This is a genomic window from Ruegeria sp. AG1 (assembly GCF_056541705.1).
This window is the reverse complement of record NZ_JBQFYU010000010.1, coordinates 91,600-118,530: the sequence shown is the minus strand read 5'-3', so window position 1 is coordinate 118,530 and position 26,931 is coordinate 91,600. Positions and strand designations below refer to the sequence as shown.

The following is a 26,931-nucleotide window of genomic DNA, read 5'->3' as shown; positions in this document are numbered from 1 at the left end:
AATGGAAACTTTTGGTTTAGGCGTTGCCCTTTTCACAGTAATCGTCATCGCGCTGGTGACGATCATTCTGGCGGCCCGTTCGAAACTGGTCTCGACCGGTGACGTGAACATCACGATCAACGGCGAAAAGACCATCTCGGTCCCTGCCGGCGGCAAGCTGCTTCAGACCTTGGCGGCTGAGAAACTCTTCGTTCCGTCTGCCTGTGGTGGCGGTGGTACCTGCGCGCAGTGTCGGGTGAAGGTTCATTCCGGTGGCGGGTCAATCCTGCCGACCGAGGAAAGCCACATCACCAAGCGTGAAGCGGCCTGTGGTGACCGTCTGTCCTGTCAGGTTGCGGTCAAGCAGGACATGGACATCGAAGTCCCCGAGGAAGTCTTTGGCGTTAAGAAATGGGAATGCACCGTTCGCTCGAACGAGAACGTGGCGACCTTCATCAAGGCTCTGACCCTGGACCTGCCCGAAGGCGAGGACGTGAACTTCCGCGCTGGTGGCTACATCCAGATCGAAGCTCCCGCGCACCAGTTGAAATATACCGATTTCGACGTGGAAGAGGAATATCGCGAGGACTGGGATCGCTTCAATCTGTGGCAGTACGAGTCTGTTGTCGCTGAACCGATTGAGCGTGCCTATTCCATGGCGAACTATCCGGACGAAAAGGGCATGATCATGCTGAACGTCCGTGTCGCCTCGCCGCCACCGGGGTCCGACGGCATCCCTCCGGGTCAGATGTCGTCCTACATCTTCAACCTGAAACCGGGTGACAAGGTCACCATCTCGGGTCCGTTCGGTGAGTTTTTCGCCCGCGACACCCAAAAAGAGATGGTCTTCATCGGCGGTGGCGCTGGCATGGCGCCCATGCGCAGCCACATTTTCGACCAGCTTAAGCGTCTGGAAAACCGCGATCGCAAGATCAGTTTCTGGTACGGTGCGCGGTCGAAGAAAGAGATGTTCTTTGTCGAGGATTTCGATCAACTGGCGGAAGAGTTCGACAATTTCGATTGGCACGTCGCCTTGTCGGACGCGCAGCCCGAGGACGATTGGAAAGGCTATACCGGCTTCATCCACAACGTTCTGTTCGAAGAATATCTCAAGAACCATCCCGCGCCTGAAGACTGCGAGTTTTACATGTGTGGTCCTCCAATCATGAACCAGTCGGTCATCAACATGCTGCTGGATTTGGGTGTGGACCGAGAAGACATCATGCTCGACGATTTCGGCGGGTAAGAAACAAACAAGCCGGCGCATCATGCGCCGGCTTTTTTTGTTGGTCTCCAGACCGCGTCAGAGCCTCAAGTCACTCGCGTCCCTTGGCAGGCAGGACTTGATGTCGAACACCACGCTGTTGGGTTTGCCGTAAGCTCGGAATGTTGACGGATCAGCGTCTTTGTATTCCTGATGCGCGACGGCCAGAACGACTGCATCATAAGTTCCGCCCTGAGGGGAACTTGAAAGCGAGAGGCCATATTCAGCCTCGGCTGCGGCGGGGTCGGCATGGGGATCGTGGACATCAACGCTGATGCCATAGCTCTGCACTTCTTCAATGATATCAACGACGCGTGTGTTCCGTAGGTCAGGACAGTTTTCCTTGAAGGTCAGGCCCAGAACCAGAACCCGTGCCGCACCGACATTGATGCCGTTGCGGGTCATGCGTTTGACCAGTTGAGACACAACATAACTGCCCATCCGATCGTTCAGCCGCCGCCCGGCCAGAATGATCTGGGGGTGATGGCCCACGGCCTCGGCCTTATGGGTCAGATAGTAGGGGTCCACGCCTATGCAGTGTCCGCCTACTAGACCGGGGCGGAAGGGCAGGAAGTTCCACTTGGTTCCTGCGGCGCGCAAAACGGCCTCGGTGTCGATCTCCATCCGTCCGAAGATCATCGCCAGCTCGTTTACCAGCGCGATGTTCAGGTCGCGCTGAGTGTTTTCGATCACCTTCGCGGCCTCAGCCACGCGGATGCTTTCGGCCTTGTGCGTTCCGGCGGTGATGATCCGCGCATAGAGCGCGTCGACCAGATCCGCCACCTGCGGGGTCGAGCCCGAGGTCACCTTGCAGATATCCGCGATCCGATGAGTCTTGTCGCCGGGATTGATCCGTTCGGGGCTGTAGCCGGCAAAGAAGTCGGTGTTGAAACTCAGGCCAGAGGTGCGTTCCAGCACCGGTACGCAGTCTTCTTCGGTCGCGCCGGGATAGACGGTGGATTCGTAAATCACCAGATCGCCGGCTTTGAGGACCATTCCCACGGTTTCCGAGGCCGCGAGCAAAGGCGACAAATCAGGTTGTTTGCCTGCGGTGATTGGGGTGGGCACCGTGACGATGAAGGTGTCGCATGCCGCAAGGTCGGATGCTTGCGTGGTGAAACTCAGGCCCGATGCGGCGGCTAGGTCTTCGGGCTCGACCTCTTGCGTTGCGTCCATGCCATTTCGCAAGGCGTCGATACGTGCCGCGTTGATATCAAACCCGACCACGGGGCCGATTTTTCCAAAAGCGACCGCCAGCGGCAGGCCGACATAGCCCAACCCTATCACGGCGATTTTGCGGGCGTCAGGATTGGTTTCCAGCATTCCGGTCTTGGCCCTCTACTTGCCGTGATAGTCGCGGAACCACGCAACAAATTGCGCGATCCCGTCTTTGAAATTAGTTTCCGGGCGGTACCCTGTCAGGTGCTGTAACAGGTCAGTATTGGCCCATGTTGCGGGGACGTCGCCCATTTGCATGGGCATGTAGTTGCGGATGGCCTTTTTCCCGATCGCGGCTTCGATGGCTTCGATGAAATCCATCAGGCGCACCTTGTTACCATTGCCGATATTTACGACCCGGTACGGCGCTACGGGGGACAGACTGTCGCCGTCCTCGATCTCATCGGCGCCGGCGGGCCGCACCGGAGGCACGTCGATCAGCAAACGGATGCCACGGACCAGATCCTCGACATTGGTAAAGTCGCGATACATGTCGCCGTGGTTGTAGATATCAATCGGGCGGTCTTCGAGGATCGCGTCGACGAACTTATAGAGCGCCAGATCGGGCCGCCCCCACGTGCCATAGACCGTGAAGAACCGAAACATGGTGGTCGGCAGGTCCCAAAGATGGGCATAAGAATGGGCCATCGCCTCATTGGCCTTCTTGGTAGCGGCGTAGATCGTGAGCTGCGTATCGGCTTTCTCAACCTCTGTGAAGGGCATGTCCTCATTGGCGCCATAGACAGAAGAGGTGGATGCCATCAGAAGGTGCTGAACCTTGTGCTGGCGCGCGACCTCCATCACGTTGAACGTGCCGACGACGTTCGAGTTGACGTAGCTGCGCGGCTCTTCAAGGCTGTAGCGCACACCGGCCTGAGCGGCGAGGTGGATGATCACCTCGGGCTGAAACTCATCCGCGACCTGCATCAGCCGTTCATGGTTTTCCAGCATGTCCTCGGTGGTGGTAAAGCCGGGATTTTGTAGCAACATCTGGTGGCGGCGCTGCTTGAGGGCGACGTCGTAATAGTCGGTCATCCCGTCATAGCCATGCACACGGAACCCTTCGGACAGCAACAGCTTCGCCAGGTGAAAGCCGATAAATCCGGCCGTGCCCGTGATCAAAACCCGCTTCATACATCCCTCACGCTTCAGCGACCCGTCTGCAATGTCTATCAAGGTTGCGCGGCCATTGGTCAACCGCCGGTTTCCGGACCGATTGCCGATTGTCCGTCGCATCCGGTCAGAGTAGAGGTCTTTGCATGGTGACGGGCTGGATCAAAGGGCTGCTTGGGCCGGGCGGAATGCGCGGCGCGGATGTGTCGGGCATTAGGCCCGAGGCGCGTTTCGTGGCGGTCGGAGATATCCACGGACGTCTGGACCTGTTGCAAGCCCTACTGCCGAAGCTTGATGAGGGCCTGCCCTGGGTGTTTGTCGGCGATTATGTCGACCGGGGCGATTACAGCGCGCAGGTGTTGCGGCAATTGAAACATCTGAGTTTAACGTCAAACGGGCGTGTGACGTGCCTTTTAGGCAATCATGAAGAGATGTTACTGCGGTTTCTCGAAGACCCGTTCGGAATTGGCCCGCTGTGGATGAACAACGGGGGCGCCCAGACGCTTGCCTCCTTTGGAATAAAAGATTTCGATGCCGACAAGGGCGATCTGGCGGAGCGTTTGCGCATTGCCATGGGGCAGGAGCTTGCGGACTGGCTGATCGAGAGGCCCTTGATGTGGACCAGCGGCAATGTCTCGGTCGTTCATGCCGCTCTGGACCCTCGGGCATCAGCGGAAAACCAGGACCGGAGAACCTGCCTTTGGGGTCATCCCAAGTTCCGACAGCAGTCGCGCCGGGATGGTCAATGGGTGGTGCATGGGCACACGATCGTTGATCAGGTCGAAGTTCGAGATGGGGTGATTTCGATCGACACCGGCGCTTTCGTCACCAACTGCCTGACCGCTGCCGAACTGTATCCCGGAGGGGTCACATTCACGGCAACAGCTTAGGTCGTCTGGCCCGAGGCGAAAGACCGCCGCGAGCCGGGTTGCTTTAGCCAACGATCATCTGCTTCATGCGAAGCGCTTCGTATTCCAGTTCTTTAAGACGGAAATGCACGACGTCACCTATGGTGATCATACCGCACAAAAGTCCATCACGGACAACTGGCATGTGGCGGAACCGGCCTTCGGTCATGGTTTTCAAAACCGCATTCAGCGTATCGTCGGGCGAGCAGCTCTGAACCTCTTTGGTCATCAAATCCTCGACCGATTGCGGCAGGGTCTGGCCGGGCGTGTCAGCCATACGGCGCACGATGTCACGCTCGGACAGGATGCCCTGAAGCGCTCCGTTCTGATCGGTCACCAGAACGGCACCGATGTGTTTTTCCTTGAGAATATTCACCACCGTGTGGATCGTCTCGTTCGGACGGACCGAGAACACCGCGTCGCCTTTCCCCTCAAGCAGTTTCGCCACGGTCGTCTGCGACTGCGACAGGTTCGATCCCGTCGACTGGCTGTAGGTGGACTTGTCCTGCTTGTCGCCGCGTGTGGGGGCCTGGTATGAGGTTGGGGCCATGGGCAATCTCCTTTTTGGTTCTTGCAAAGTCTTTCCCTTTCACCTTAGCGCAGCTAAATGGCCTGTATAGGGTGCAAATGCCCGCATCGGCGAAAACCTGGAGTCCAAGCCTGTGAGTGACATCTATCTGACACCCCCCATTGCTGCGCTGATTTTCTTTGTTGTGGTGGTCTGCGGCCATAATTTTCGCATGGTGTGGAAACAGCAGCCGGACGGGTGGCAGAAGCGGGCGTGGCTGTTCGGACTTCCAGCTGGGATCGGCCTTTTGATGTTGGGCTTTTTGCCGCTGAAGCTGTGAAGCCGGTTTGACTCTGACCGGGGTGGCTGGCATATGCCGGGCACTGCTTTTCCCGGAGACTGATCCATGCGTCTACTGCCTGCGCTGGCCCTTGCAATCCTTTTGACTGGTTGTCTGTTCGACAAGGAACCCGATGTGGTGCGCCTGTCGGGTGAGACCATGGGCACGACCTTCAATGTCACTGCGATTGGCGAGGATCTCGACGAAACCGCGCTGGCTGCATCGGTCGAGGAGACTCTGGCCGCAGTCAACGCCAAGATGTCGAACTGGGATCCGAATTCCGAGGTTTCGACCTTCTCGGCGTCCACCAGCACCGACCCTGTTGCTGTATCAGGGGAATTCGCGCTGGTTCTGGCCGCTGCAAATGACGTCCACGACAAAACCGATGGAGCCTTTGACGTCACCCTCGGCCCGTTGATCGAGCTGTGGGGCTTTGGCCCGCGCAAGCCCGAAGACCCTGTGCCGTCGGATGCTGATATCGAGGCCGCGCTGGCAGGCGTTGGACAAAATCGGCTTTTGACGCTGGATGCTGAGGCAGGAACGCTGGCAAAATCCGAACCTGGCGTTGGGATCAATCTGTCGGCTATCGCTAAAGGCTATGGCATTGACGCCGTCGCCGAGACCTTGCGGGACGCAGGCATCGAAAACTATCTGGTCGAGATCGGCGGTGATCTGGTCTCGAGAGGCCAGAACGACAAGGGCGAGACGTGGCAGATCGGGATCGAAAAGCCTCAGGCCGGGTCCCAGAGCCTGCAATTGATCGTGTCGCTGGACGATCTCGGCATGGCCAGCTCGGGCGATTACAAGAATTACTTCGAACAGGACGGTGTGCGCTATTCGCATATCATCGACCCGACAACCGGGCGTCCAATCACGCACCGGACGACCTCAGTCACGGTTCTGGCGGAAAACGCCATGATGGCGGATGCCTGGGCGACTGCCATGCTGGCGCTGGGTCAGGAAAAGGGCATGAAGCTGGCCGAAGAGCATAAACTTGCCGTGTATTTCATCTCGCGGGATGTGACAGGCGGCGATGATGCCTATATAACGTCGCACAGCAGCGCGTTCAAAGACGCACTGGGCACCAACTGATTGGTAGGAACCGAGATGAGCACCTTCATTCTGGCCTTTATTCTCCTGTCTCTGGTCATGGTTGGCATGTCGCTGGGCGTGATGTTGATGGGTAAAACCATCAAGGGCAGCTGCGGCGGTCTGAACGCGATCTCGGGCGCGGATAAATGCGTGGTCTGCCAAAAGGACATCGACCCGGACAGCCCTCTGCGGGATCAGCTGCAATGCAAACGCGCCAAGAAGATGCTGGAGCAGATGGAGCGTCAGGCCTAATCGGCATTTGCGCTGCCCATTGGGAATTGGCTAGATAGCCTCCGGACCAGACCGGAGGCGCATGTGGCCAAAGCCAAGAATATCCTGTTCATCATGTTCGACCAGCTGCGCTGGGACTACCTGAGCTGCTACGGACACCCGCATCTTCACACGCCGAATATCGACCGTCTGGCCGCTCGGGGTGTGCGATTTAATCGCGCCTATATCCAATCGCCGATCTGTGGCAGTTCGCGCATGTCGACCTATACGGGTCGGTATGTGCATTCGCATGGTGCCTCGTGGAACGGGATCCCCTTAAAGGTCGGCGAGATGACCATGGGCGACCACCTGCGTAAGGCAGGGATGGAATGCTGGCTGGTTGGCAAAACCCATATGCGTGCAGATGCTGAAGGTATGGCACGGCTCGGCCTTGAACCGGACAGCCTGATTGGCGCCCGTGTGGCGGAATGCGGTTTTGACGTGTTCGAACGCGATGACGGCATGCGCCCTGAAGGGCCGGACGGGTTTTATGACCCCGATGGGGCCAAGGCCTACAATGAGTATCTGCGCGACAAAGGCTATGAAAGCGACAACCCCTGGCATGACTTCGCAAATTCCGGGTTGGACGCGGACGGCAATGTTCTGTCTGGCTGGTTCCTGAAAAACTCACCCGAGGCAGCAAATATCGCCGAAGAAGACAGCGAGACTCCCTATCTGACCGGGCGCGGGATCGAGTTCATGGAGACCCATGACGCCCCATGGTGCTGCCACCTGAGCTTCATCAAACCGCACTGGCCCTATATCGTGCCAGAGCCATATGCCTCGATGTACGGGCCTGAGCACGTGCTGCCGGTGGTGCGATCCGACGAGGAACGCCAGAACGCGCACCCGGTATTTAAAGCGTTCATGGAGACCAAAATTGGCGAGACATTCTCGCGCCAGGATGTGCGCGAGGCGGTGGTCCCCGCCTATATGGGTCTGATCAAGCAGGCCGATGATCAGATGGGCCGGTTGTTTGACTGGATGGAGCAGACCGGTCGGATGGACGATACGATGATCGTCCTGACCTCGGATCACGGGGATTTTCTCGGCGACCATTGGATGGGCGAAAAGACGTTCTTCCACGATACCTCGACCAAAATGCCGCTGATTATCTACGATCCCTCGTCCGAGGCCGACGCGACCCGAGGCACAATGAGCGATGCGCTCGTCGAATCCATTGATCTTGCTCCGACATTCGTCGAAGTGGCCGGAGGCGACGTCGCCAATCATATCCTCGAAGGCCATTCCCTGCTGCCGATCCTGCATGGGCAGGCGCAGGAGCTGCCTCGGGATGTGGTGATCTGCGAATACGATTATTCCGCGTCACCAATCGCCGAGCGCATGGACGCCTCGGTCCGCGATGCGGTGATGTTCATGGTCGCCAACAAACGTTGGAAGCTGATCCATTGCGAAGGTGGGCACCGTCCGATTCTGTTCGATCTGGAAAACGACCCGGAGGAGTTGGTTGATCTGGGCGACAGCGAAGATCATGCTGAAGTGATCGGTGAAATGTATGACCTCCTGTTTGCCTGGGCGCGCCGCCCGTCACAGCGCACGACGCGGTCTGAACAGCAACTGATCGAGATGCGAACCAAAAGCCGGGGCAGAGGGATCGTGTTGGGGATCTACGACGAAAATGACATGCCGCTAGACCTGACGGTCAAATACCGAAACCGGAAAGCCAAGCCGTACAAGAGTTATCTGAAGGACTAACTGCGCCGCGCTTTCCACTGAACATATCGGGCCATGCCGCGTTCCAGCAGGTTCGGGGTCTTGCCGTCATCCAGATGCAAATCTCCGCCACCGGCCCGGTACATTTCGGCAAACACATCCAGCACCTTGGATTTCACCATGCCGCGCAGCGGGACATGGGCCATCATGCCATAGGTCGCGGCCCCTCCGGATTTGGCGAGCTCGGGGTTGGCGCGAACGGTCGCGACCGCCTGGGCGAGATCGCTCAGGTATTCATCGGTGACATGCCGGTGTTTAGCAGTGACCATGCAATGGATGCCATCTGGGTTTTGAACGCGATTGATGCTCCAACCGGCGCGCTCCAGTTGATCCGCCACGGCATAGATGTTGAGCTTCGGATCAGTTGAGCCATAGGCCAGCAACGGCCCCTGCGGGTTCCCCAAAATGCGCAGGCCGTCTATCGCGACTATGCCTGCCTTCAACGTCTCGACCGCTTCGGTCGTGTCTCTCGCCAACCGGCAGTAGCCGTCCTCACCGAGTTTCTGCATCACAGCCCAGGCGGCGGCATAGGCCCCGCCCGGTCTGGTACCCAGCAGGGCGGGTGAGGCAAAAACCCCTCCGGGCCAGTCCTGACAGACAAACATCTGGTGCTTCAACAGGTCCAGATTGCGATAAAGGATGGTCGATGCCCCCTTGGCCGCATAGCCGTATTTGTGCAGATCAGCCGAGATGGACGTCACCCCCGGCACCCGGAAATCCCAATCGGGTAGGTCAACGCCGTTCCGCTCCATGAAGGGCAGGATCAGCCCGCCGACGCAGGAGTCGATATGCAAGGGGATGCCTTTGGACTGCGCGATTGCGCCCATCTCGGCAATCGGGTCGATGGTGCCATGCGGGTATTCCGGCGCTGACCCGAGGATCATCACCGTTCCGGCGTTAATCATCCTCGCAAGTTTGGAGATATCGGTGGCGAAGTCCGGCGTCATCGGCAAAAGGCGCGCCTTGACACCGAAGTATTCGGCCGCCTTGAACCACGCAACATGCGCGGTCTTGGGCAGGATCATGTTCGGGCGGCTAACTTTGCGCTTTTTGCGCGCCATGTCCCGGTAGGTCTTGACCGCCATCAGACAGCTCTCGGTGCCGCCCGCAGTGACCACGCCACAGGTGTCCGGTCCGCCTTTAAGCAACCCGGCCATGGTTGAGATGATCTGCGTCTCCATCCGCTTGAGGCTTTGGAACGCGGCGGGATTCAACCCGTTGGCTGATGAGAACGCGCTATAGGCCTTGGCTGTGAAGGCGTCGTGGTCATCGTCCAGATGATACACAAGGCTCCACGTCCGGCCCTCGCGGTAATTCGGGTCGTTTTCGGCAAAGGATTTCAGCTGGTCCAGTATCTTGCCCTCGGGGCGACCTGTCTCTGGCAATTTCTGATGATCCATATCCTATCCTTTCCCGGCCAGAAGCAGCGCCAGTGAAATGCCCAGATAGTTCCCGATGGCAAAGCCCAGAATGCCGGTTGCCATGCCCGACATCAAGATCGCAGGGTTGCGCAAACTGCGGGCGACCATGGGCACAAAAGCAGGCGACATGACCGCCGCGACCGAGGTGATCAGGAATGTATCCCGGTCGACCCCGGCGGTGCGTGCAAGCAGTGCGTGCAGACCGAAACTGCCGAAGGTGGCGATCAGTACAAAGCCAAGAACGGACAGATCCATATCGCGAAACTCCGCCAGATCCATCGAAGCCGCGACGCTGAATGAAAATACGTAGAGCAGGTACATGCCCATATGAGATGCGGCCCGGTTTTTGCGCAAAGACGGCGTGACCGAGCCGAGCAGACCTAGCGACGTTAGAAGAACCACGGTCATGACCTGCGATGGTGCAAAGCTGAACAGAGGAGTCAGCAGCACCGCCGCGGCCACGCAAAATGCACTAACCAGAAAAGCCACCACCCCCTGACGGAGCATATTCGGCGCATTGGCTTCGTCCGCTGCGGGCGCCTGCGTGTCGCGATCACCCGGGAACGGCTTCAGAAAGCGGGCGAAAACCAACGGGGCCAATGTCAGAACAAACAGCAGGTAACCTGCACCGACAATAGTATCTACGGTTGCAAACAACAGATAGCGGTTCTCTGGGATATCCAGTGCCAGTTTGATCGCTCCCATATTCGCAAGGCCGCCTGCGTACGTCCCCACAGCCATGCCGGACAACTGCTCGGTCTGCGCGGTGCCGCCCGCTTGGAACGCAAAGAACAGGCCCGTTGCAACAAGCGTGACCGAGACAACGGCCAGCGCCATCGACATAAGCGCGGAACCTGCGATCCGCCCCCAAGCCCCAAGGTCGACCCCAAACAGCAGCAACGGCAGGGCAAGTCCCAAACTGGCCTCCATGACCCCGTCACGGACCTGACCAGCCGCGTCAGGTTGCAGACCAGATAGCCCCAGCGCCAATCCGGCCATATAGCACAGCACAATCGGCCCCAGCCGTCCGGCCAAAGTCGAATGCCGCGCTAGCAGCATCATCGCGGCAGGCGCCAAAAGGTAGATCAGTGCGAAGACTGCGATCTCTGGCTGCATAGGTTCCCTCTCCCTGAAGGTGAGACTAGGCAGCACGACGCCGTTCGCACAAGGTGGTCTGACGTAAGGTTCACGTTCCTTAAAGGTAAGGAAATCCGGGTGTCGGGCTCAGTTTGTGAAACGATTAAATCTGCGCCGATGGGCGCAAAGGCGGTTCACCCCAAAGCGGTCAGGCGATAGAAGGTTCGCCAAGAGCAGTTACCGGAGACCAAAATGGCCACGCCCAAACCCATAGTCCTGTGTATTCTTGATGGTTGGGGATTGTCCGAAGACACTCAGGCCAACGCGCCATATTTGGCCAATACACCTACATTCGATGCGATCATGCAGGGCCCGCATGCCACGCTGATAACGCATGGGCCGGATGTGGGTTTGCCCAGCGGTCAGATGGGAAATTCCGAGGTTGGGCACACCAATATCGGTGCGGGCCGTGTGGTGGCGATGGACCTGGGCCAGATTGATCTGGCGATCGAGGATGGCTCATTTTTTAACAACGCCGCGCTGCAATCTTTCATTGCCAAGGTGAAAGCGACGGGCGGGACGGCGCATCTGATGGGGCTAGCCTCGGATGGCGGTGTCCATGGGCATGTGAACCATATCGTTGCAGCGGCCAAAGCGATCACGGATGCCGGCGTTCCGGTGGCTCTGCATGCAGTGACCGACGGGCGCGATGTCGCTCCGAAATCTGCTTTCACCTACATCTCCGAGCTTGAGGAACGTCTGCCCGAAGGCGCGCGTATCGTCACCGTTTGCGGGCGTTACTTCGCCATGGACCGCGACAACCGGTGGGAGCGTGTCAGCCAAGCCTACAACGCCATGATCAAAGGACAGGGCCGTGCCGGTACCGCGGCGCATGCGGCGGTTGATCACGCTTACAACCAATCCGAGACGGATGAGTTCATTGTGCCGACCGTGCTGGAAGGTTATGACGGTGTCAAAGATGGTGACGGGTTTTTCTGCCTGAACTTCCGCGCCGACCGCGCTCGGGAGATTCTGCGCGCGATTGCCGAGCCGGGCTTTGACGATTTCGACACCGGCCCGCGCCCAGCGCTGTCTGCCCTGCTTGGCATGGTCGAATATTCTGACGGCCACAACGCCTATATGACGACGGTGTTCCCCAAGCGGGCTATCGTGAACACTCTGGGCGAATGGGTGGCCAAACAGGGTTTGCGTCAGTTCCGTCTGGCCGAAACCGAGAAATACCCCCATGTCACCTTCTTCCTGAACGGCGGCAAGGAGGTCCTCGAAACTGGCGAAGATCGCTTCATGCCCAAATCGCCCAAAGTGGCCACCTATGATCTACAGCCCGAGATGTCCTCGGCCGAGGTGACGGACAAGTTCGTTGAGGCCATCGAGGCGGGCTATGATCTGATCGTCACCAACTATGCCAACCCCGATATGGTCGGCCATACCGGAGACCTGAGCGCCGCAATCAAAGCCTGCGAGGTCGTGGATCAAGGCTTGGCCCGTGTGGCGGCCGCGCTGGAAAAAGCCGGGGGGGCGATGATCGTCACCGCCGATCACGGCAATTGCGAAGTGATGGTGGACCCGGAGACAGGTGGCCCACACACCGCGCACACGCTGAATCCGGTACCGGTGGCTTTGGTTGGTGGGCCTGAGGGGGCGACGCTCCGCTCCGGGCGTTTGTCGGACCTTGCACCCACCTTGCTGGCCCTGATGAACCTGCCCAAACCGCCTGAAATGACTGGGGAAAGCTTACTGTCATGAGGGTTCTGGCCGCAGCCTTGGCGGTGGTTTTGTGTGGCCCTGCTGAGGCGCAGAACACCCCATCTCAAGCGGCGCTGGCGGCGGCCGAGATGTTGGAACAGGCGTCAATCTCGTTGTCCGAGGCAGAAAGCGCGCGCGACCGGGTGCGCGCTCTGACCGAGACAATCCAAGCCTATGAGGCTGGGTTGTCCGCCATGCGGGACGGGTTGCGCATGGCCGCCACGCGCGAGGCGCAGCTGTCGGCCGAGCTGCGCGCGCGGGAACAGGACGTGGCGCAATTGCTGGGTGTATTGCAAACCATAGAAACGACCACCCCACCGGTGCTGATGTTGCACCCTTCGGGCCCCTTGGGGGCTGCGCGGGCCGGGATGATGCTGTCCGAGGTGACACCGGGCCTGAATGCCAAGGCGCAGGCTTTGGCACAGGATTTGCAAGAGGTTCAAACCCTGCGCCTGTTGCAGCAGGATGCGGCGGAAACCCTGACAGAAGGATTGACGGGGGTGCAGTCCGCCCGCACCCGCCTGAGCGAGGCCATCGCGGATCGCACCGGGTTGCCGCAGCGCTTTGTTGAAGACCCGATCAAAACGGCGATCCTGATCTCTTCGACCGAAACACTCGATGGGTTCGCAACTGGCCTATCCGAAATCTCGGAAGGGGAGATCGCGCAAAGTGACGACTCTATTCAAAGCCGCAAAGGCGACGTGCCTCTGCCGGTCCAGGGCGTCCTATTGCACCGGGCCGGGGAAACAGACGCAGCAGGCGTAACGCGGCCGGGTCTCGTGCTTGGTGCGCGCCCTCGCGCCTTGGTAACGACGCCCACAGCGGCCACAATTCGCTACCGGGGGCCGCTTCTGGACCTTGGCAATCTGATCATTCTAGAGCCTCAGCCGGGCCTTCTGTTTGTCTTTTCGGGCTTGCAGGAAGTCTACGGAGACATAGGTCAAGTGATACCTGAGGGCACTCCGGTCGGTTTGATGCCCGGTGAAACGCCGGAAATCGGTGCTATTTTGTCAACTCGTGGTGATGGCACTGGAACTGACCGGTCAGAAACGCTCTATATAGAGGTCAGAGAAGATAACAGCCCCGTGGACCCCGAGTCGTGGTTTCGGACCAGCAAGGATGGATAAACGAGTATGAAGAAATTTGTGATGGCCGGACTGGCCGGAACGGTTGCAGGCATCATTGCAACAACTCAGATCGCAGGACCCCTGCTGGCGCAGGAGGCTGAGAGCAAGGCCGATGTCTACCAGCAACTCGACCTGTTCGGTGATATTTTTGAGCGGATCCGCGCGCAATACGTCGAAGAGGTTGAGCCGGAAGAGCTGATCGAAGCTGCGATTGACGGCATGCTGACCTCGCTTGATCCGCATTCCAGTTACCTGTCGCCCGACGATGCCGAGCAAATGCGCGTCCAGACCCGAGGTGAGTTTGGCGGGCTGGGCATCGAGGTCACGCAAGAGGAAGGCTTTGTAAAAGTTGTCTCTCCGATCGACGACACGCCGGCTGATGAGGCCGGGATCGAGGCCGGAGATTTCATCACCCATGTAGATGGCGAAAGCATTCTGGGCCTGACGCTTGACAAGGCGGTTGAGCTGATGCGCGGCCCTGTCGGCTCGGAAATCGTGATCACCGTTGTACGTGAGGGTGAGCCTGATCCATTCGATGTCACCATCATTCGTGACACGATCAAACTGACTGCCGTACGCGCCCGGACCGAGGGCACCAGCGTTGTCATGCGGGTGACCACGTTCAACGATCAGACCTTCCCCAACCTGCAGGCCGGAATGGAAGAACAGATCGAGGAAGCGGGCGGAATCGACAAGGTCAATGGCTTTGTGCTGGACCTGCGCAATAACCCAGGCGGTCTGCTGACGCAGGCGATCAAGGTCTCGGACGCGTTCCTGAACGAAGGTGAGATCGTGTCGACCCGTGGGCGTGACCCACAGGATGGCGAGCGTTTCAACGCGACTCCCGGTGATCTGGCCGAAGGCAAGCCAATTGTGGTGCTGATCAATGGCGGCTCGGCCTCGGCCTCTGAAATCGTGGCCGGCGCCCTGCAAGACCACCGTCGCGCGATTGTTGTTGGCACCAAGAGCTTTGGTAAAGGCTCGGTGCAGACGGTGATGCCGCTGCGCGGTGACGGTGCGATGCGTCTGACCACCTCGCGGTACTACACGCCGTCTGGCCGCTCGATCCAGGCGTTGGGTGTCAGCCCGGACATTATCGTGGAACAACCGCGCCCGGCTCCGGCAACCGAAGAAGAGGATGATCGTCCGGCACGCTCGGAAGCGGATCTGCGCGGCAGTCTGAACAATGACAGCCTCAGCGAGGATGAAATCCGCCAGATCGAAGAAGACCGCGCCAAGGCCGAAGCCACCGCTGAGCTGCGGGAAGAGGATTACCAGTTGGCTTATGCCATCGACATCCTCAAAGGTTTGTCGGCGTTCAATCCTGACGGCCCGTCTCAGTAAAATCCAATCTCAGTATAATCCAAAGGGTCGCGCCAGCCGCGGCCCTTTCAACTTTCGATCTTGTGCAGCTTGGCTTCGTCCAGCATCAGCGCCAGAAGAATGCCCAACGAGACCGAAATCGTGGAAAAGATGAAGGCCATGCTCATGCCGCTGTCAAAGGCGGTTGTTAGGGCGGATTTGACCGTATCGACCTGATCCGCGCTCAGCTTTGCCATCACCGCATGTGCAGAGTCGGTGCTGAGGGAACCGCCATTGATCGCCCGTTGTTCGGCATCGGTCAGATCAATGCCGGCGGCGGCCAGTTTGTCTCGTAGGGTAGACAGCGATACCGCATACATGATGGCGGTCGCACAGGCGACCGAGATTGCCCCGTAGACCAGATGCGTCATGAAGCTGAGGCCACCAACAAGCCCGGCACGTTCGGGTTTGACCGCGCATACCGCGGCGGTCCCGGACGGCCCGACCGTTAGTGTCGCGCCCAGCCCGATCATCGCCATGCCTGGCAGGATGTGGAAATAGCCCAAACTGCTAGGCAGGATCACGATACTGGCCGATCCGACAGCCGCCAGAACATAGCCCCAAAACAGCAGGCGTTTAGGCCCGAAATCATTGTAGAGCGTGCCGGAGACGATCGACCCCACCGCCAACAGGATAGTCAGAGGGGCCAGCCCAAGCGCCGATTGGAAAGTCGTCCAGCCCAGCACCTTTTGCATGTATTGCGGAAAGTACAACAACGCGACGAAGGCGGCTGAGACGTTGAACATATTAAGGCCAAGCGTGATCAGAAACTCTCTATTCTGCATTAGTTGCGGCAGCAGGAGCGGCTCCTTCACCCGCTTTTCAACGCGCGGAAACAGCAGGAACAGAACGGCGCTGACAAAGAACAGCAGCAAGAGCGGGATCGACGACCAACCCCAATCAGCCCCCACATCCAGCCCGTAGAGCAGAAGAAGCACAGCAAAGGACAGGATACCCATCCCGGCAAAGTCGATATGCTCGCCGTGTTTGTGCTGGGTCTCCCGCTCCATCAAAATCAAGGCGGTGGCCATTGAGAGGCAGGAGAACACGACATTGGCGAGGAAGAAGTATCGCCATTCGCCGAAACTGACAGCTAGCCCGCTGATCATTGGGCCAAACACATTGCCCGTGGTCACGCCCGCAAGGATCAGCCCCATGACAAGTGCGCGGTGTTCCTGTTTCGAGACTTTGGTGGCCCCAAAGGCCAAGGTGCAGGGCCAGACGCAGCCTGCGCCGATGCCTTGCAACGCGCGCGCGCCAATCAGGAAATCCAGGCCGGGCGCGAAGAAGCACATCACCGAGGCAAACAGAAAGATCGACAGGCCGATGATCATTACCTTGCGGTGGCCGTACATGTCGCCCAAGCGCCCTCCGGCAACCATGGTCATGGCGAAGAACAATGCGTAAATGTTCAACACCCATTGGGTGCTGGTGATATCGCTGTCAAAGCTGCTTTCGATCGACGGAACCAGCATCAGAGCCCCGGTAAAGTCGATGCCGATGCCAAATGCGGTCACCATCAAGGCAATTACTTTGATGATACTTTCGCGATCCATGGCGGCTTCCGGAGTGTTGCGGCTGCCTCAATGATGCATGTAAATGGCGAAAAAGATAGGAAAACCCGGGTAGCGGCTCAGCTCGGGTCCCGGCAAATTCTGCGAAAAGCCCGCTTGAGCATGTCAAGCTCACCGCGCAATAGTTCGACTTCCGCGCGCAGATCATCGGCGGCAGGTTCGCCCGATATCACCGTGAAATCACCCAGTTTTCGGGCCGTTGAGCGCTCGGATATGACAAAGCTGTGGACCCCGTCCGACAGGGCCGCGACCGGTACAGGGATGGCCACGGTCCAGCCGTCCTCGACATCCGAGAGGGTAACGCCATCGATGTCCTCACCCCGGTACAGCACCTGAATATCCGGCTGGGTCTGGGTGCGCAGATGTCCTTGCCAAATTCCGTTCTCAAACCGGGTCCGGGTCAGTAGTGGCTCAGTCATTCCCTAGGACCTCACAAATCAGCGCGATGGTGGCGGCACAAGGTCAGGTCGCGCAGAATGACGCTGTTCGTGCCGGGGTTTTCAAGGATTAGGTCCAACCAGACCTTCTCGATCCGTTTCTCATTCAACGGCAGATGGGCCAGATCGAAATCGACGCTGGGCGACGGGCTGGCCAGATCAAGCTTGCGCAGAACCTGTTCGGTATTCGGACCGCTGAGGATGTTGAGCCTGGCAAAGAGGTCGATCTCCTGTTCCGCGTCAATCTGCGTATCCAGACGGATAAGGTGTTGTAGGCTCAGACCCTGAGAAGCATCGCTTGGCAGTTGGATCGAAAGCGAGAGGAAGCTGCCTTCGAAACCAAAGACCTCTACGCCCATGTTGAAAGGGGCCAGATCGTTGGGCAGCCGGTTGCGGTTCTGGCGCAGAGCGATCTCGGCCTGTGGGCAGTCATGAAACACCTGCACCTGATCATTGAGGGACGCTTTGCGCGGGGGTGAGGCAAGGCCAGGTGTGGCAAGGGGCCATCGCCACAGATCGGGCCGCCAGCTCCAATCCGTGCCGATCGGTTTGGGAAACTGGTTCGAGCCGATTTGAGGGTCGCGTAGCCGCATATCCGCCGTATCAATCACCTGCCTGAGCTGTGTTTGCAGGGCGCGCGCACTGTCGCGTTGGCGTCGCAGTTCGGCCTGAGGGGCGACAGCCGCCATCTGCGCGGCCCTGCGCCAGCGCTCCAAAACCCTGCGGTGAAAATAGCGTTCGAGAATCCTGCCCATGGTCCCTTCGTCCAACGTAGGACCTCTTTAGTCAAAGACCGGGCGGGGGACAAACCCGGAATTTGGATCTGTCGGTTTTCGGTGCGTGAGGCCACCGTCGGTTCTTGCATTACGTCGGAACTGTGCTTAGGGTCGGGCCTCTTGAAAAAGCGGGTAGCCAGCAACCACGCCACGCATCAGTTTTTCATTCGACAAGGCCCGGCCATGGAACCCACCCTGTTTTCGTTCATTTGGAAACACTCCAAAAAACAACAGCTTGTGCTGTTGGTTCTGACGGTTCTTTCGTTTCCGTTCCTTTATGCCTCGCTTGAGTTGCCCAAGCAGATCATCAACGACGCTATTGGTGCGCCCGCAGATACGGTCACGATCTGGGGGGTGACCGTCACGCAGATTCAATACCTTATGATCCTGTGTTTTGCCTTTCTGGCCACGGTGATCGCCAGCGGCCTGATGAAGATGCGTATCAACACGATGAAGGGCGTTCTGGCGGAACGGATGTTGCGCCGATTGCGGTTTACCCTGATCAACCGGTCGATGCGCTTTCCGAAATCGTATTTCGCTACCACCAGCCAGGGTGAGCTGGTTTCGATGATCACTTCCGAGGCCGAGCCGATGGGCGGTCTGATGGGCGACGCTATCGCCCAGCCCGTGTTCCAGTTCGGTCAGATGATGACCATTGTCACCTTCCTGTTCATGCAGAGCGTCTGGTTCGGGCTGGCCAGTATCGCCCTCATCCCGCTGCAGGCGTGGTTGATCCCGAAACTGCAACGCCAAATCAACCTGTTGAACAAAGAGCGCATTCAGGAAGTCCGCCACCTGAGTTCCGAGATCGGCGAGAGTGCCGCCGGGATCAGCGATCTGCGCACCAATGGCGGCTGGCGCTACCGGTTGGCGCAGTTCAGCTACCGTCTGGGGAACCTGTTCGAGATCCGCTTCAAGATCTACAACAAAAAGTTCTTCATGAAGTTCCTCAACAATCTGATAACTCAGATGACGCCGTTCCTGTTCTACTCGGTTGGTGGATATCTGGCGATCACGGGTGAGGTGACGGTGGGTGCTCTGGTGGCAGCCTTGGGGGCGTACAAGGATCTGAGCGGCCCTTGGAAGGACCTGCTGACCTACTACAATCAGGTGCAGGACATGTCGCTGCGATGGGAGATCGTGACCGAACGCTTCGCCCCATCCAACATGATCCCCGAACACCTGTTCGAGGGCCGGCCCGAAGTCATTCCGCACCTCACAGGTGATATTGAGCTGCGGAACATCACCGTGCGCGATGATGACGGCAAAACCATTCTGGAAGATATCGATTTGAGAATTCCCAAAGGCGCGCGGGTGGCGATTCAGTCGACCAACGCGGCCGAACGCACCGCCTTGGCGCAGCTTCTGACGCGTGAGGTGGTGCCGGTTCAGGGCGAGGTCCTCCTGGCCGGGCACAATCTGAACGAACTGCATCAGGCGGTGATTGCTGCTCGGATCGGATACGCCTACTCGCGGCCCTACCTGTTCGATGGAACTCTGGGTGACAACCTGCTGATGCCGCTGCGCCCATATCCTCAGCACGAGACTGAGGCCAAGAAGGCTCCGACCCGCCGCCAGATCGAGGCTGTTCGGTCCGGCAATCCGATAGATTCGCTCGAGGATGAGTGGGTCGATCCGGGGCTGGCCGGGCTGGACGATATCGACGACATCCGAGCGTGGTGGTTCCAACTGGTCGAGGCGATGGGCATTGACGAGTTCATGTTGCGACGCACCCTGCGCACGCAGTTTAACCCGAAATTGCATCCAGGCTTGGCGCAAGAGCTTGTGAAACTTCGCGAGACAGTGGCCCAGAAATTGCAGGACAAGGGCCTCGATCGCTATGTCTACCGGTTCGACCCGGATCAGTTTAATCCGGCAGTGCCTTTGGGTGGCAACTTGCTGTTTGCAACGCCCGCGCGGGATATCACACCCGAGTCGTTGGCTGGTGATCAGCGGTTCCGCAACATGTTGCGCAGCCATGATCTGGCCGAGGAAGCAATGAACATGGCCAGCACCGTGATCGAGACGTTGGACCAGGCCTTCGGTCGCGATGGCACCGATCACCCGCTTTTCCTGCGGTTGGGAATGTCCAAAGACATGTATCACAGGCTTTTGGACATCAAGGATCGCCTGAAAACCAAAGGGGACGATGCGGTCTCAGAACCGGATTGTGCGTTGATGCTGACGGTGCCGTTCCTGTTGACGGCCGAGCAAATTGGCCCCGACTTTCCGGATGAATACAAGGACAAGATCCTTGCGATCCGAAAACAGCAATCCGCCGCCATGCATGAGGCGCTGGATGGGATGTTCGTTCCATTGTCACCTGACGCCTACTTCCCGCGGCTGACCGTGATCGAGAATGTCCTTTATGGGCGCGTTTCCCTAATGGCGGGTGCGCACGCCGAAGAGATTGAGGATCTGGTCGCCCAGGCCGTGAATGAGGCCGGCCTGCGCCGCCGCGCTGCAGCTACCATGTTTGACCTACCCTCGGGCTTGGGGGGGAACAACCTGCCTACGGTGTTCCAAGAACGCGCGTCGTTCTCGCGTGCGGGTATTAAGCGTCCCGATATCCTGATCCTCGATAAGGCGCTGGCCAGCCACGATTCGGAAAGTCGCCTGCGCACCCGGCTGCGCTTGCGGGAATTACTGCCCGAGTCGATCATGATCTTCATGGAGGATCACTTTGCTCATCCCGAAGCCTATGACCTGTTCGTCGAGGTAAAGGATGGCCGCATAGATGGGGTCTCACGCACGCCCGTTCTGCATCAAGAGGGGGCAACTGCCGACCTCAGCAGAAAGCTCGAAATCATCTCGACCACCGAGCTTTTCTCGGGCATCGACGCGCGGAACCAAAGGCTGCTGGCGTTCTCGGCACAATGGTATGACGTCGCCGCGGGGCAGGTGATCTTTTCGCGCGGGCAGACGGCGGACGCAGCCTACCTGTGCATTCGGGGTCAGGCCCGGTTGGACTGGTCGGATGAAGATGGCAACAAACGCCCCATATCGATTGTTGAGCCGGGCCGCCTGATCGGGGACCTGTCGATCATCACCGGTGACCGCCGACAACTTGATCTGGTCGCCAACACAGATTGCGCCTTCCTGCGTATCGGGGCCGAGGAACTGCGCGCCGTTGTCGAAAGCGACGCCTCGGTCGCGACGCAGTTGCTGCAGACCGTTGCAGGATACCTGACCACGCTCGCCACACGCGTGAACACGGTTGCCAATCCGGCGGATGTCTTTCCGGACGTGGTGCAGGAAACCGTTCTTGACGAGGCAGATGACAATGATTGAGCCCGCCGCCTATGCCGCGCATGAGCATCTGGTGCGCGACGCCCGCGTGCGCCCTGACTTGTGGCGGTTGCTAGTCGGGCTGGTGATTGTTTGCGCGCTCTATTTGGCGGCGAACACTGTTCTTTTTGCGGCTATAGGAGCCCTCATCCCGCCCACTCAGGCCCAGGGGTTTTTGCGAGGCACGTCGCCCCTAGCGACATTTGTCCTGCTGGCCAGCTTTGGGTTTCTGACGATTGGAGTCGCTGTCGCAGCAAAACAGATGCAGCAAAGGTCACTCTGGGCGATTCTCGGAGAGCGCCGCCTGGCGATCAGTCAATTCATACGGGTTTTGGTGGCCCTGGTGGTTCTCGGTCTGGCACTGGCAGCCCTGCCGCCCTACGGAATGGGGGATCCGCTGACCCAGAACCTTGCCTTCTCGACCTGGATTGTGCTTCTGCCTTTTGCGGCAGGCGCCGTGCTGATTCAGACCAGCGCCGAAGAGATCCTGTTTCGCGGCTACCTGCAGCAATCCTTAGCCGCGCGGTTCCGGTCGCCGCTGATCTGGGTAGGGGTGCCTTCGGCCTTGTTTGCAGCGGGTCACTATGCGCCGGGGATTGCTGGCGACAACGCGCTGCTGGTTGCGGTCTGGTCCTGTGTGTTCGGCGTTCTGGCGGCTGATCTGACGGCTCGTTCTGGCACTTTGGGTCCGGCTATCGCTTTGCATTTCTTCAATAATGTGATCTCTCTCCTGATTATCTCATTGCCCGATACGCTCAGTGGTCTGGCCCTTTTCGTGTTGCCCTACGATATGTCGGATGGTGGGGTGTTGCGGCAGTGGTTGTGGGTGGATTTCGGCTCGATGATGGTTTGCTGGCTGACAGCACGACTAGTCATCAGGCGCTGATTGCATTTCTTTCCGTAGCGTCTTATTTGACGTCAACGCCGCACAATCCAAGGCTCTGATATGAACTGGATCACAAACTACGTCCGCCCCCGGATCAACTCGATCTTCTCGCGCAGAGAAGTGCCAGAAAATCTGTGGCACAAATGCGGTGAATGCGGAACGATGCTGTTCCATCGCGAATTGGCCGAAAACCAGAACGTCTGCACCCAGTGCGGCCACCACATGGCAATCACGCCGCGCGACCGGTTCGGTCACCTGTTCGATGGCGGGATTTTCACCGAAGTTGCGGTGCCTGCGCCCAAAGATGACCCGCTGCAGTTCCGTGATCAGAAGAAATACCCTGATCGTATGAAGGCGGCCCAGAAGAAAACCGGCGAGAAAGAAGCCATGCTTGTTGCCACAGGCGAAATCGGGCGCACCCCGATTGTTGCCGCCGCGCAGGATTTCTCCTTCATGGGTGGGTCCATGGGCATGTATGTCGGCAACGCGATCATCGCCGCCGCGCAAGAGGCGGTTAAGCTAAAGCGCCCGCTGATCCTGTTCTCGGCCGCCGGCGGTGCCCGGATGCAGGAAGGCATCCTGAGCCTGATGCAGATGCCGCGTACCACCGTGGCCGTCGAGATGCTGAAAGAGGCGAACCTGCCCTATATCGTCGTTCTGACCCACCCAACCACCGGTGGTGTGACTGCATCTTACGCGATGCTGGGCGACGTGCATATCTCGGAACCCAACGCGCTGATCTGTTTTGCGGGTCCCCGCGTGATTGAGCAGACCATCCGTGAAAAGCTGCCCGAGGGGTTCCAGCGCGCCGAATACCTGCTGGATCACGGCATGCTGGACCGCGTGACTAAACGCACCGAGCTGCGTGAAGAGCTGATCACCATCACGCGCATGCTGATGAACCAGCCTCCGGCGATCAAAGGCGATCTGCCCGCACCGGAACCGGAAGAGGCTGCGGCAGACGCACCTGCTGAAGATACGGATCAGAAATGACCACCCAAACATCGGACGCCATCCTCGACCGGATGATGGCGCTGCACCCCAAGATCATCGACCTGACCTTGGACCGCGTCTGGCGTTTGCTAGAGGCATTGGACAACCCGCAAGACAAGCTGCCGCCGGTGATCCATATCGCCGGAACCAACGGCAAAGGTTCGACCCAAGCGATGATCCGAGCCGGGCTTGAGGGGGCAGAGCTGTCGGCCCATGCTTATACCTCACCGCATCTCGCTCGGTTCCATGAACGTATTCGTCTAGCCGGAGAGCTGATCTCGGAACCCGACCTGACGGCGGTGCTCGATGAGTGTTACGCGGCCAACGGCGGCGAGAACATCACCTATTTTGAGATTACGACCTGCGCGGCCCTTTTGGCCTTCGCACGAGCCAAAGCGGATTACACCCTGCTCGAGGTCGGCCTCGGCGGACGTCTGGATGCGACTAACGTGATCGAGAAACCCGCCGTGACGGTGATCACCCCGATCTCGATCGACCATGAACAATTTCTGGGCAATACGCTGGCGAAAATCGCCGCTGAAAAGGCCGGTATCATCAAACGCGGCGTGCCCTGCATCGTCGGCCCGCAACCTGATGAGGCGATGGAGGTGATCGAACAGACCGCCGCACGTCTCGGCGCGCCTCTCATTGCATATGGTCAACATTGGCACGTCACCGAAGAAAATGGCCGCCTGATTTATCAGGACGAAACAGGCTTGCGTGACCTGCCACTGCCCAACCTCTTGGGTGCCCACCAGATCCAGAACGCAGGCGCGGCCCTTGCCGTTCTGCGCCACCTCAACCTTGGTGACGCCGCTTATGAGGCCGCCATGAGCAAGGCTGAATGGCCCGCGCGGATGCAACGCCTTAAAACCGGCCCGCTCGTGCAAGCCGCAGGGCAGGCCGAACTTTGGCTGGACGGAGGGCACAACGCCGCAGCCGGGATCGCTCTGGCCGAGGTTCTGTCGAACTTGCCGAAGCGCCCGACCCATATGATCTGCGGTATGCTGAATACCAAAGATGTGACGGGCTACCTCGCGCCGCTTGCCAAACAGGCCCAAAGCCTGACCGCCGTTTCCATCCCAGGTGAGGCCGCAACCCTCAGCGCGGATGAAACAGCCGCCGCTGCCGCCAAGGTAGATCTGCCCGCATCAACTGCCAACAGCGTGACCGAGGCGCTCGACACAATCGTCGCCAAAGACCCGCGTGCACGTATCCTGATCTGCGGGTCCCTCTACCTTGCGGGCAATATCCTGCGCGAAAACGGCTAAGATCCGCCCGCAGGGCTTCATCTGGCTAAAAATATCCCGGGGGAGCCGCCAGCGGCGGCGGGTGCGGAGCCCCCTATTTCCCCCAATCCTGATCCTGCATTTCCCGTAGCCGAGACGCGGTGCGCTCAAACTCAAAAGTCCCTTCGCCCTCGACATACAGCATCTCGGGCTCAGCCGCCGCAGAACAGATCAACCGAACTTTTGCCTCATACAACGCGTCGATCAAGGTCACAAAGCGTTTGGCCTCATTGAAGTTGTTGCGGGACAGACGGGGAATATCCTCCAATACCAGAACCTTGACCGTTTCGGCGATAGCCAGATAGTCCCCGGGACCCAGCATCCGACCGCACAGGTCATAGAAGGATGCCCGTGCAACCCCATTGCGAAAAGCTGGCAGCTCAACAGCGCGACCTTTGACCTGCAAGATCAAGGGCTCTGCCGTGCCGCCGGACAGATCCGTCCAAACGGCGCGTATCTTCTCACGCGCTTCCGGGCCAATTGGCGAGAAATAGACCGGCGCGCCCTCAAGGCGGTTTTGGCGGTAGTCGGTCGGCGAGACCAGCTCCCATACCTGAAGCTGCTCTTTGATATGGGCGATGAAAGGCAAAAACAGCTGTCGGTTCAAACCGTCCTTGTACAGATCATCTGGATGCCGGTTCGAGGTCGTTACGATGACCACGCCCCCTGCATGCAGCAGATCAAACAAGCGACCGACGATCATGGCATCGGTGATATCAGTGATCTGCATTTCGTCAAACGCCAGCAGCTTTACCGATTTCACGACCTCCTGCGCGACCGGGGCCAGCGCGTCTTCGACGCCATCCTTGCGCGCCTTGTGCATACCCGCATGGATTTCCTGCATGAACGCGTGAAAATGCACTCTCCGCGCCGGTACATCTTCCAGCGCATCAACGAACATATCCATCAGCATGGACTTCCCACGCCCAACCCCGCCCCACAGGTACAACCCTTTGGGCGGCGGCGGAGCCTTGCGGAACAGACCCCGCTTCACCGGTGCACTCAACTCGGCCCGGATACGTTCGAAATGCGGCAGAACGGCTTCCTGCGCGTCATCCCGCGTCAGAGACCCATCGGAGATACGTTCGTTATACAGCGAAATCAGATCCGTCATGGGTTTGAGCCATAGCGCCCGCACTACGCGTTGAAAAGCGGGCATTTTCAGGCACGCATCAATTTTCCTTATGTCGAACCGCAAATCTACTGAATTGACGGGGCGACGAAAAACAGTAGCGTCGCAAAACTTGTTTGTCTGAGGTCCCCATGCCGCACTCCGCACGTCTGCTGAATCCAATTCTGATCGTAGGCTGTATCATCATTACAGTCAGTTTCGCGGTGCGTGCCTCGTTCGGGGTGTTCCAGATCCCGATCGCCTCTGAGTTCGGCTGGCTGCGGACAGAATTCTCAATGGCCATTGCGATCCAGAATCTGGCCTGGGGTATTGGGCAGCCGATCTTTGGCGCCATTGCTGAAAAGATCGGCGACCGAAAGGCCATTGTGCTTGGCGCGCTGATTTATGCCGCTGGCATGGTGCTTTCAGCCTGGTCCATCACTCCGTTTGAACACCAGATTTATGCGTGGTTGGTCGGGTTTGGCATTGCAGGGACCGGCTTCGGCGTGATTCTGGCCGTGGTTGGGCGGGCGTCCTCCGACGAAAACCGATCCATGTCTTTGGCCATCGTCACGGCTGCGGGCAGTTTCGGTCAGGTTTTAGGTGCGCCTACGGCCGAATGGATGCTGACCTTCCTGCCTTGGCATCAGGTCTATATTGTGTTCGCCGTCGCCATTCTTTGCCTCGTGTTGATCCTGCCCTTTATGCGCGTGCCTCAGCAAACCAGTAAGGCTGAGTTGGAAGAAAGCATGGGCCAGATCTTGGGGCGTGCCCTCCGAGATCCGTCTTACACGCTCATTTCACTCGGCTTCTTCAGCTGCGGTTATCAGCTCGGCTTTATCACAGCTCACTTCCCGGCATTCGTAACCGAGATGTGCGGCCCCATCCAGCCGGGTGGCGTGTTGCATTCGATAGGCATAACGACCACGTCCGCCTTGGGTGCGTTGTCCATTTCGCTGATCGGGTTGGCCAATATCGGCGGCACGCTTTTGGCGGGCTGGGCTGGGAACCACTTCCCTAAGAAATACTTGCTGGCCATCGTATACACGGCGCGCACACTGGCTGCTGTTGTGTTCATCATGTTTCCGATCACGCCAATATCGGTCATCGTTTTTTCGTTGGCTATGGGCTCTCTCTGGCTGGCCACAATACCACTGACATCCGGTCTGGTCGCGCATCTCTATGGTCTGCGCTACATGGGTACGCTGTATGGAATTGTCTTCCTCAGCCACCAACTTGGGAGTTTCCTTGGCATCTGGCTGGGCGGGCGGATGTATGACGTCTATGGCGACTACACGATGGTTTGGTGGATCGGTATCGCCGTGGGCGCGTTCAGCGCGATTGTCCACCTGCCCATTCGTGAGAACCGAGGTCCAACCCCCGCCGCTGCATAGCTG

General features: G+C 58.7%; 23 protein-coding genes. 14 read left to right on the top strand and 9 right to left on the bottom strand.

From position 1 onward, the window contains the following. The first annotated feature begins 1 nt into the window (after position 1). Positions 2–1,225: an NADH:ubiquinone reductase (Na(+)-transporting) subunit F gene (nqrF, locus tag ACR0B5_RS15950; protein WP_170554956.1), complete on the top strand. Its 1,224-nt coding sequence runs from the start codon at positions 2–4 to the stop codon at positions 1,223–1,225. Between the two features lie 57 nt (positions 1,226–1,282). Here the strand turns inward: nqrF and tviB are convergent, their stop codons facing one another. Together tviB and ACR0B5_RS15940 are read right to left on the bottom strand one after the other, a co-directional pair. Beyond that, on the bottom strand, positions 1,283–2,566 hold the full coding sequence (gene tviB, locus ACR0B5_RS15945) for a Vi polysaccharide biosynthesis UDP-N-acetylglucosamine C-6 dehydrogenase TviB (RefSeq protein ID WP_480541725.1): 1,284 nt from the start codon (positions 2,564–2,566) through the stop codon (positions 1,283–1,285). Positions 2,567–2,581: 15 nt separating this feature from the next. Next, complete coding sequence (locus ACR0B5_RS15940) at positions 2,582–3,595, bottom strand: NAD-dependent epimerase/dehydratase family protein (RefSeq protein WP_480541866.1); 1,014 nt, start codon at positions 3,593–3,595, stop codon at positions 2,582–2,584. Between the two features lie 125 nt (positions 3,596–3,720). Here ACR0B5_RS15940 and ACR0B5_RS15935 point away from each other — a divergent pair, with 125 nt between their 5' ends. Next, positions 3,721–4,464, top strand: a complete 744-nt coding sequence (locus tag ACR0B5_RS15935; RefSeq protein WP_480541723.1) for a metallophosphoesterase — start codon at positions 3,721–3,723, stop codon at positions 4,462–4,464. Between the two features lie 43 nt (positions 4,465–4,507). Here the strand turns inward: ACR0B5_RS15935 and ACR0B5_RS15930 are convergent, their stop codons facing one another. Continuing rightward, a complete protein-coding gene (locus ACR0B5_RS15930; RefSeq protein WP_170472451.1) occupies positions 4,508–5,032 on the bottom strand; it encodes a CBS domain-containing protein in 525 nt (174 codons plus the stop codon). 112 nt (positions 5,033–5,144) lie between these two features. Between ACR0B5_RS15930 and ACR0B5_RS15925 the strand changes: the two genes are divergently transcribed. The 4 genes from ACR0B5_RS15925 to ACR0B5_RS15910 all read left to right on the top strand — a co-directional run bounded on the left by ACR0B5_RS15925 (position 5,145) and on the right by ACR0B5_RS15910 (position 8,408). Next, positions 5,145–5,330, top strand: coding sequence for a hypothetical protein (locus ACR0B5_RS15925; protein WP_170377287.1), 186 nt, complete (start codon positions 5,145–5,147; stop codon positions 5,328–5,330). A 66-nt stretch (positions 5,331–5,396) separates the two neighbouring features. Further along, complete coding sequence (locus ACR0B5_RS15920; RefSeq protein ID WP_480541720.1) at positions 5,397–6,422, top strand: FAD:protein FMN transferase; 1,026 nt, start codon at positions 5,397–5,399, stop codon at positions 6,420–6,422. Positions 6,423–6,437: 15 nt separating this feature from the next. Beyond that, complete coding sequence (nqrM, locus tag ACR0B5_RS15915; RefSeq protein WP_170377292.1) at positions 6,438–6,674, top strand: (Na+)-NQR maturation NqrM; 237 nt, start codon at positions 6,438–6,440, stop codon at positions 6,672–6,674. Positions 6,675–6,767: 93 nt separating this feature from the next. Further along, entirely contained in the window at positions 6,768–8,408 is a 1,641-nt protein-coding gene (locus tag ACR0B5_RS15910; protein WP_480541864.1) for a sulfatase-like hydrolase/transferase, read from the top strand. Here ACR0B5_RS15910 and ACR0B5_RS15905 read toward each other — a convergent pair. After that, positions 8,405–9,826 (bottom strand): pyridoxal phosphate-dependent decarboxylase family protein, encoded by a 1,422-nt coding sequence (locus tag ACR0B5_RS15905; protein WP_480541718.1) that lies wholly within the window; start codon positions 9,824–9,826, stop codon positions 8,405–8,407. The two genes, ACR0B5_RS15910 and ACR0B5_RS15905, sit on opposite strands and share 4 nt — an antisense overlap. 3 nt (positions 9,827–9,829) lie before the next feature. Further along, complete coding sequence (locus tag ACR0B5_RS15900; protein WP_480541716.1) at positions 9,830–10,963, bottom strand: DUF819 family protein; 1,134 nt, start codon at positions 10,961–10,963, stop codon at positions 9,830–9,832. 213 nt (positions 10,964–11,176) lie between these two features. Between ACR0B5_RS15900 and gpmI the strand changes: the two genes are divergently transcribed. From gpmI to ACR0B5_RS15885, 3 genes are read left to right on the top strand one after another with little or no spacing between them, the layout of a single operon-like run. Then, positions 11,177–12,691 (top strand): 2,3-bisphosphoglycerate-independent phosphoglycerate mutase, encoded by a 1,515-nt coding sequence (gene gpmI / locus ACR0B5_RS15895; protein WP_480541714.1) that lies wholly within the window; start codon positions 11,177–11,179, stop codon positions 12,689–12,691. Continuing rightward, entirely contained in the window at positions 12,688–13,818 is a 1,131-nt protein-coding gene (locus tag ACR0B5_RS15890) for a murein hydrolase activator EnvC family protein (protein ID WP_480541712.1), read from the top strand. Before gpmI ends, ACR0B5_RS15890 begins: the two co-directional genes overlap by 4 nt. Positions 13,819–13,824: 6 nt before the next feature. Next, complete coding sequence (locus tag ACR0B5_RS15885) at positions 13,825–15,162, top strand: S41 family peptidase (protein WP_170463085.1); 1,338 nt, start codon at positions 13,825–13,827, stop codon at positions 15,160–15,162. A gap of 47 nt (positions 15,163–15,209) precedes the next feature. Here ACR0B5_RS15885 and ACR0B5_RS15880 read toward each other — a convergent pair whose 3' ends face one another. From ACR0B5_RS15880 to ACR0B5_RS15870, 3 genes are all read right to left on the bottom strand, one after another. Then, entirely contained in the window at positions 15,210–16,736 is a 1,527-nt protein-coding gene (locus ACR0B5_RS15880) for an MFS transporter (protein ID WP_480541710.1), read from the bottom strand. A gap of 77 nt (positions 16,737–16,813) precedes the next feature. Beyond that, positions 16,814–17,173, bottom strand: a complete 360-nt coding sequence (locus ACR0B5_RS15875) for a hypothetical protein (RefSeq protein WP_480541708.1) — start codon at positions 17,171–17,173, stop codon at positions 16,814–16,816. A gap of 11 nt (positions 17,174–17,184) precedes the next feature. Next, entirely contained in the window at positions 17,185–17,946 is a 762-nt protein-coding gene (locus ACR0B5_RS15870; protein WP_480541707.1) for a DUF6478 family protein, read from the bottom strand. A gap of 204 nt (positions 17,947–18,150) precedes the next feature. Between ACR0B5_RS15870 and ACR0B5_RS15865 the strand changes: the two genes are divergently transcribed. From ACR0B5_RS15865 to ACR0B5_RS15850, 4 genes are read left to right on the top strand one after another with little or no spacing between them, the layout of a single operon-like run. Continuing rightward, the gene (locus tag ACR0B5_RS15865; RefSeq protein WP_480541705.1) at positions 18,151–21,258 is read left to right on the top strand and encodes an ABC transporter transmembrane domain-containing protein; all 3,108 of its coding nucleotides are present in this window, start codon (positions 18,151–18,153) and stop codon (positions 21,256–21,258) included. Then, positions 21,245–22,141 (top strand): CPBP family intramembrane glutamic endopeptidase, encoded by an 897-nt coding sequence (locus ACR0B5_RS15860; protein WP_419740747.1) that lies wholly within the window; start codon positions 21,245–21,247, stop codon positions 22,139–22,141. Before ACR0B5_RS15865 ends, ACR0B5_RS15860 begins: the two co-directional genes overlap by 14 nt. Before the next feature lie 60 nt (positions 22,142–22,201). Continuing rightward, on the top strand, positions 22,202–23,134 hold the full coding sequence (accD, locus tag ACR0B5_RS15855; protein WP_170377315.1) for an acetyl-CoA carboxylase, carboxyltransferase subunit beta: 933 nt from the start codon (positions 22,202–22,204) through the stop codon (positions 23,132–23,134). Next, positions 23,131–24,405 (top strand): bifunctional folylpolyglutamate synthase/dihydrofolate synthase, encoded by a 1,275-nt coding sequence (locus ACR0B5_RS15850; protein WP_480541702.1) that lies wholly within the window; start codon positions 23,131–23,133, stop codon positions 24,403–24,405. The genes accD and ACR0B5_RS15850 overlap by 4 nt, the downstream gene beginning before the upstream one ends. A 73-nt stretch (positions 24,406–24,478) precedes the next feature. On the opposite strand, the gene zapE is transcribed toward ACR0B5_RS15850, so the two are convergent. Further along, complete coding sequence (gene zapE / locus ACR0B5_RS15845) at positions 24,479–25,537, bottom strand: cell division protein ZapE (RefSeq protein WP_480541700.1); 1,059 nt, start codon at positions 25,535–25,537, stop codon at positions 24,479–24,481. A 149-nt stretch (positions 25,538–25,686) separates the two neighbouring features. Between zapE and ACR0B5_RS15840 the strand changes: the two genes are divergently transcribed. After that, positions 25,687–26,928 carry an MFS transporter gene (locus ACR0B5_RS15840; RefSeq protein WP_480541698.1) on the top strand — a complete coding sequence of 414 codons (1,242 nt, stop codon included), beginning with the start codon at positions 25,687–25,689 and terminating at the stop codon, positions 26,926–26,928. The last annotated feature ends 3 nt before the right edge of the window (positions 26,929–26,931 follow it).

Coding starts and splice junctions, on each gene's coding strand:
- ACR0B5_RS15860 (WP_419740747.1), top strand. CDS start 21,245: ATGACAATGATTGAGCCCGCCGCCTATGCCGCGCATGAGCATCTGGTG.
- nqrM (WP_170377292.1), top strand. CDS start 6,438: ATGAGCACCTTCATTCTGGCCTTTATTCTCCTGTCTCTGGTCATGGTT.
- ACR0B5_RS15850 (WP_480541702.1), top strand. CDS start 23,131: ATGACCACCCAAACATCGGACGCCATCCTCGACCGGATGATGGCGCTG.
- ACR0B5_RS15910 (WP_480541864.1), top strand. CDS start 6,768: ATGTTCGACCAGCTGCGCTGGGACTACCTGAGCTGCTACGGACACCCG.
- ACR0B5_RS15940 (WP_480541866.1), bottom strand. CDS start 3,595: ATGAAGCGGGTTTTGATCACGGGCACGGCCGGATTTATCGGCTTTCAC.
- gpmI (WP_480541714.1), top strand. CDS start 11,177: ATGGCCACGCCCAAACCCATAGTCCTGTGTATTCTTGATGGTTGGGGA.
- ACR0B5_RS15905 (WP_480541718.1), bottom strand. CDS start 9,826: ATGGATCATCAGAAATTGCCAGAGACAGGTCGCCCCGAGGGCAAGATA.
- ACR0B5_RS15880 (WP_480541710.1), bottom strand. CDS start 16,736: ATGGATCGCGAAAGTATCATCAAAGTAATTGCCTTGATGGTGACCGCA.
- ACR0B5_RS15885 (WP_170463085.1), top strand. CDS start 13,825: ATGAAGAAATTTGTGATGGCCGGACTGGCCGGAACGGTTGCAGGCATC.
- ACR0B5_RS15840 (WP_480541698.1), top strand. CDS start 25,687: ATGCCGCACTCCGCACGTCTGCTGAATCCAATTCTGATCGTAGGCTGT.
- ACR0B5_RS15900 (WP_480541716.1), bottom strand. CDS start 10,963: ATGCAGCCAGAGATCGCAGTCTTCGCACTGATCTACCTTTTGGCGCCT.
- ACR0B5_RS15930 (WP_170472451.1), bottom strand. CDS start 5,032: ATGGCCCCAACCTCATACCAGGCCCCCACACGCGGCGACAAGCAGGAC.
- ACR0B5_RS15865 (WP_480541705.1), top strand. CDS start 18,151: ATGGAACCCACCCTGTTTTCGTTCATTTGGAAACACTCCAAAAAACAA.
- ACR0B5_RS15890 (WP_480541712.1), top strand. CDS start 12,688: ATGAGGGTTCTGGCCGCAGCCTTGGCGGTGGTTTTGTGTGGCCCTGCT.
- accD (WP_170377315.1), top strand. CDS start 22,202: ATGAACTGGATCACAAACTACGTCCGCCCCCGGATCAACTCGATCTTC.
- tviB (WP_480541725.1), bottom strand. CDS start 2,566: ATGCTGGAAACCAATCCTGACGCCCGCAAAATCGCCGTGATAGGGTTG.
- ACR0B5_RS15870 (WP_480541707.1), bottom strand. CDS start 17,946: ATGGGCAGGATTCTCGAACGCTATTTTCACCGCAGGGTTTTGGAGCGC.
- nqrF (WP_170554956.1), top strand. CDS start 2: ATGGAAACTTTTGGTTTAGGCGTTGCCCTTTTCACAGTAATCGTCATC.
- zapE (WP_480541700.1), bottom strand. CDS start 25,537: ATGACGGATCTGATTTCGCTGTATAACGAACGTATCTCCGATGGGTCT.
- ACR0B5_RS15875 (WP_480541708.1), bottom strand. CDS start 17,173: ATGACTGAGCCACTACTGACCCGGACCCGGTTTGAGAACGGAATTTGG.
- ACR0B5_RS15920 (WP_480541720.1), top strand. CDS start 5,397: ATGCGTCTACTGCCTGCGCTGGCCCTTGCAATCCTTTTGACTGGTTGT.
- ACR0B5_RS15935 (WP_480541723.1), top strand. CDS start 3,721: ATGGTGACGGGCTGGATCAAAGGGCTGCTTGGGCCGGGCGGAATGCGC.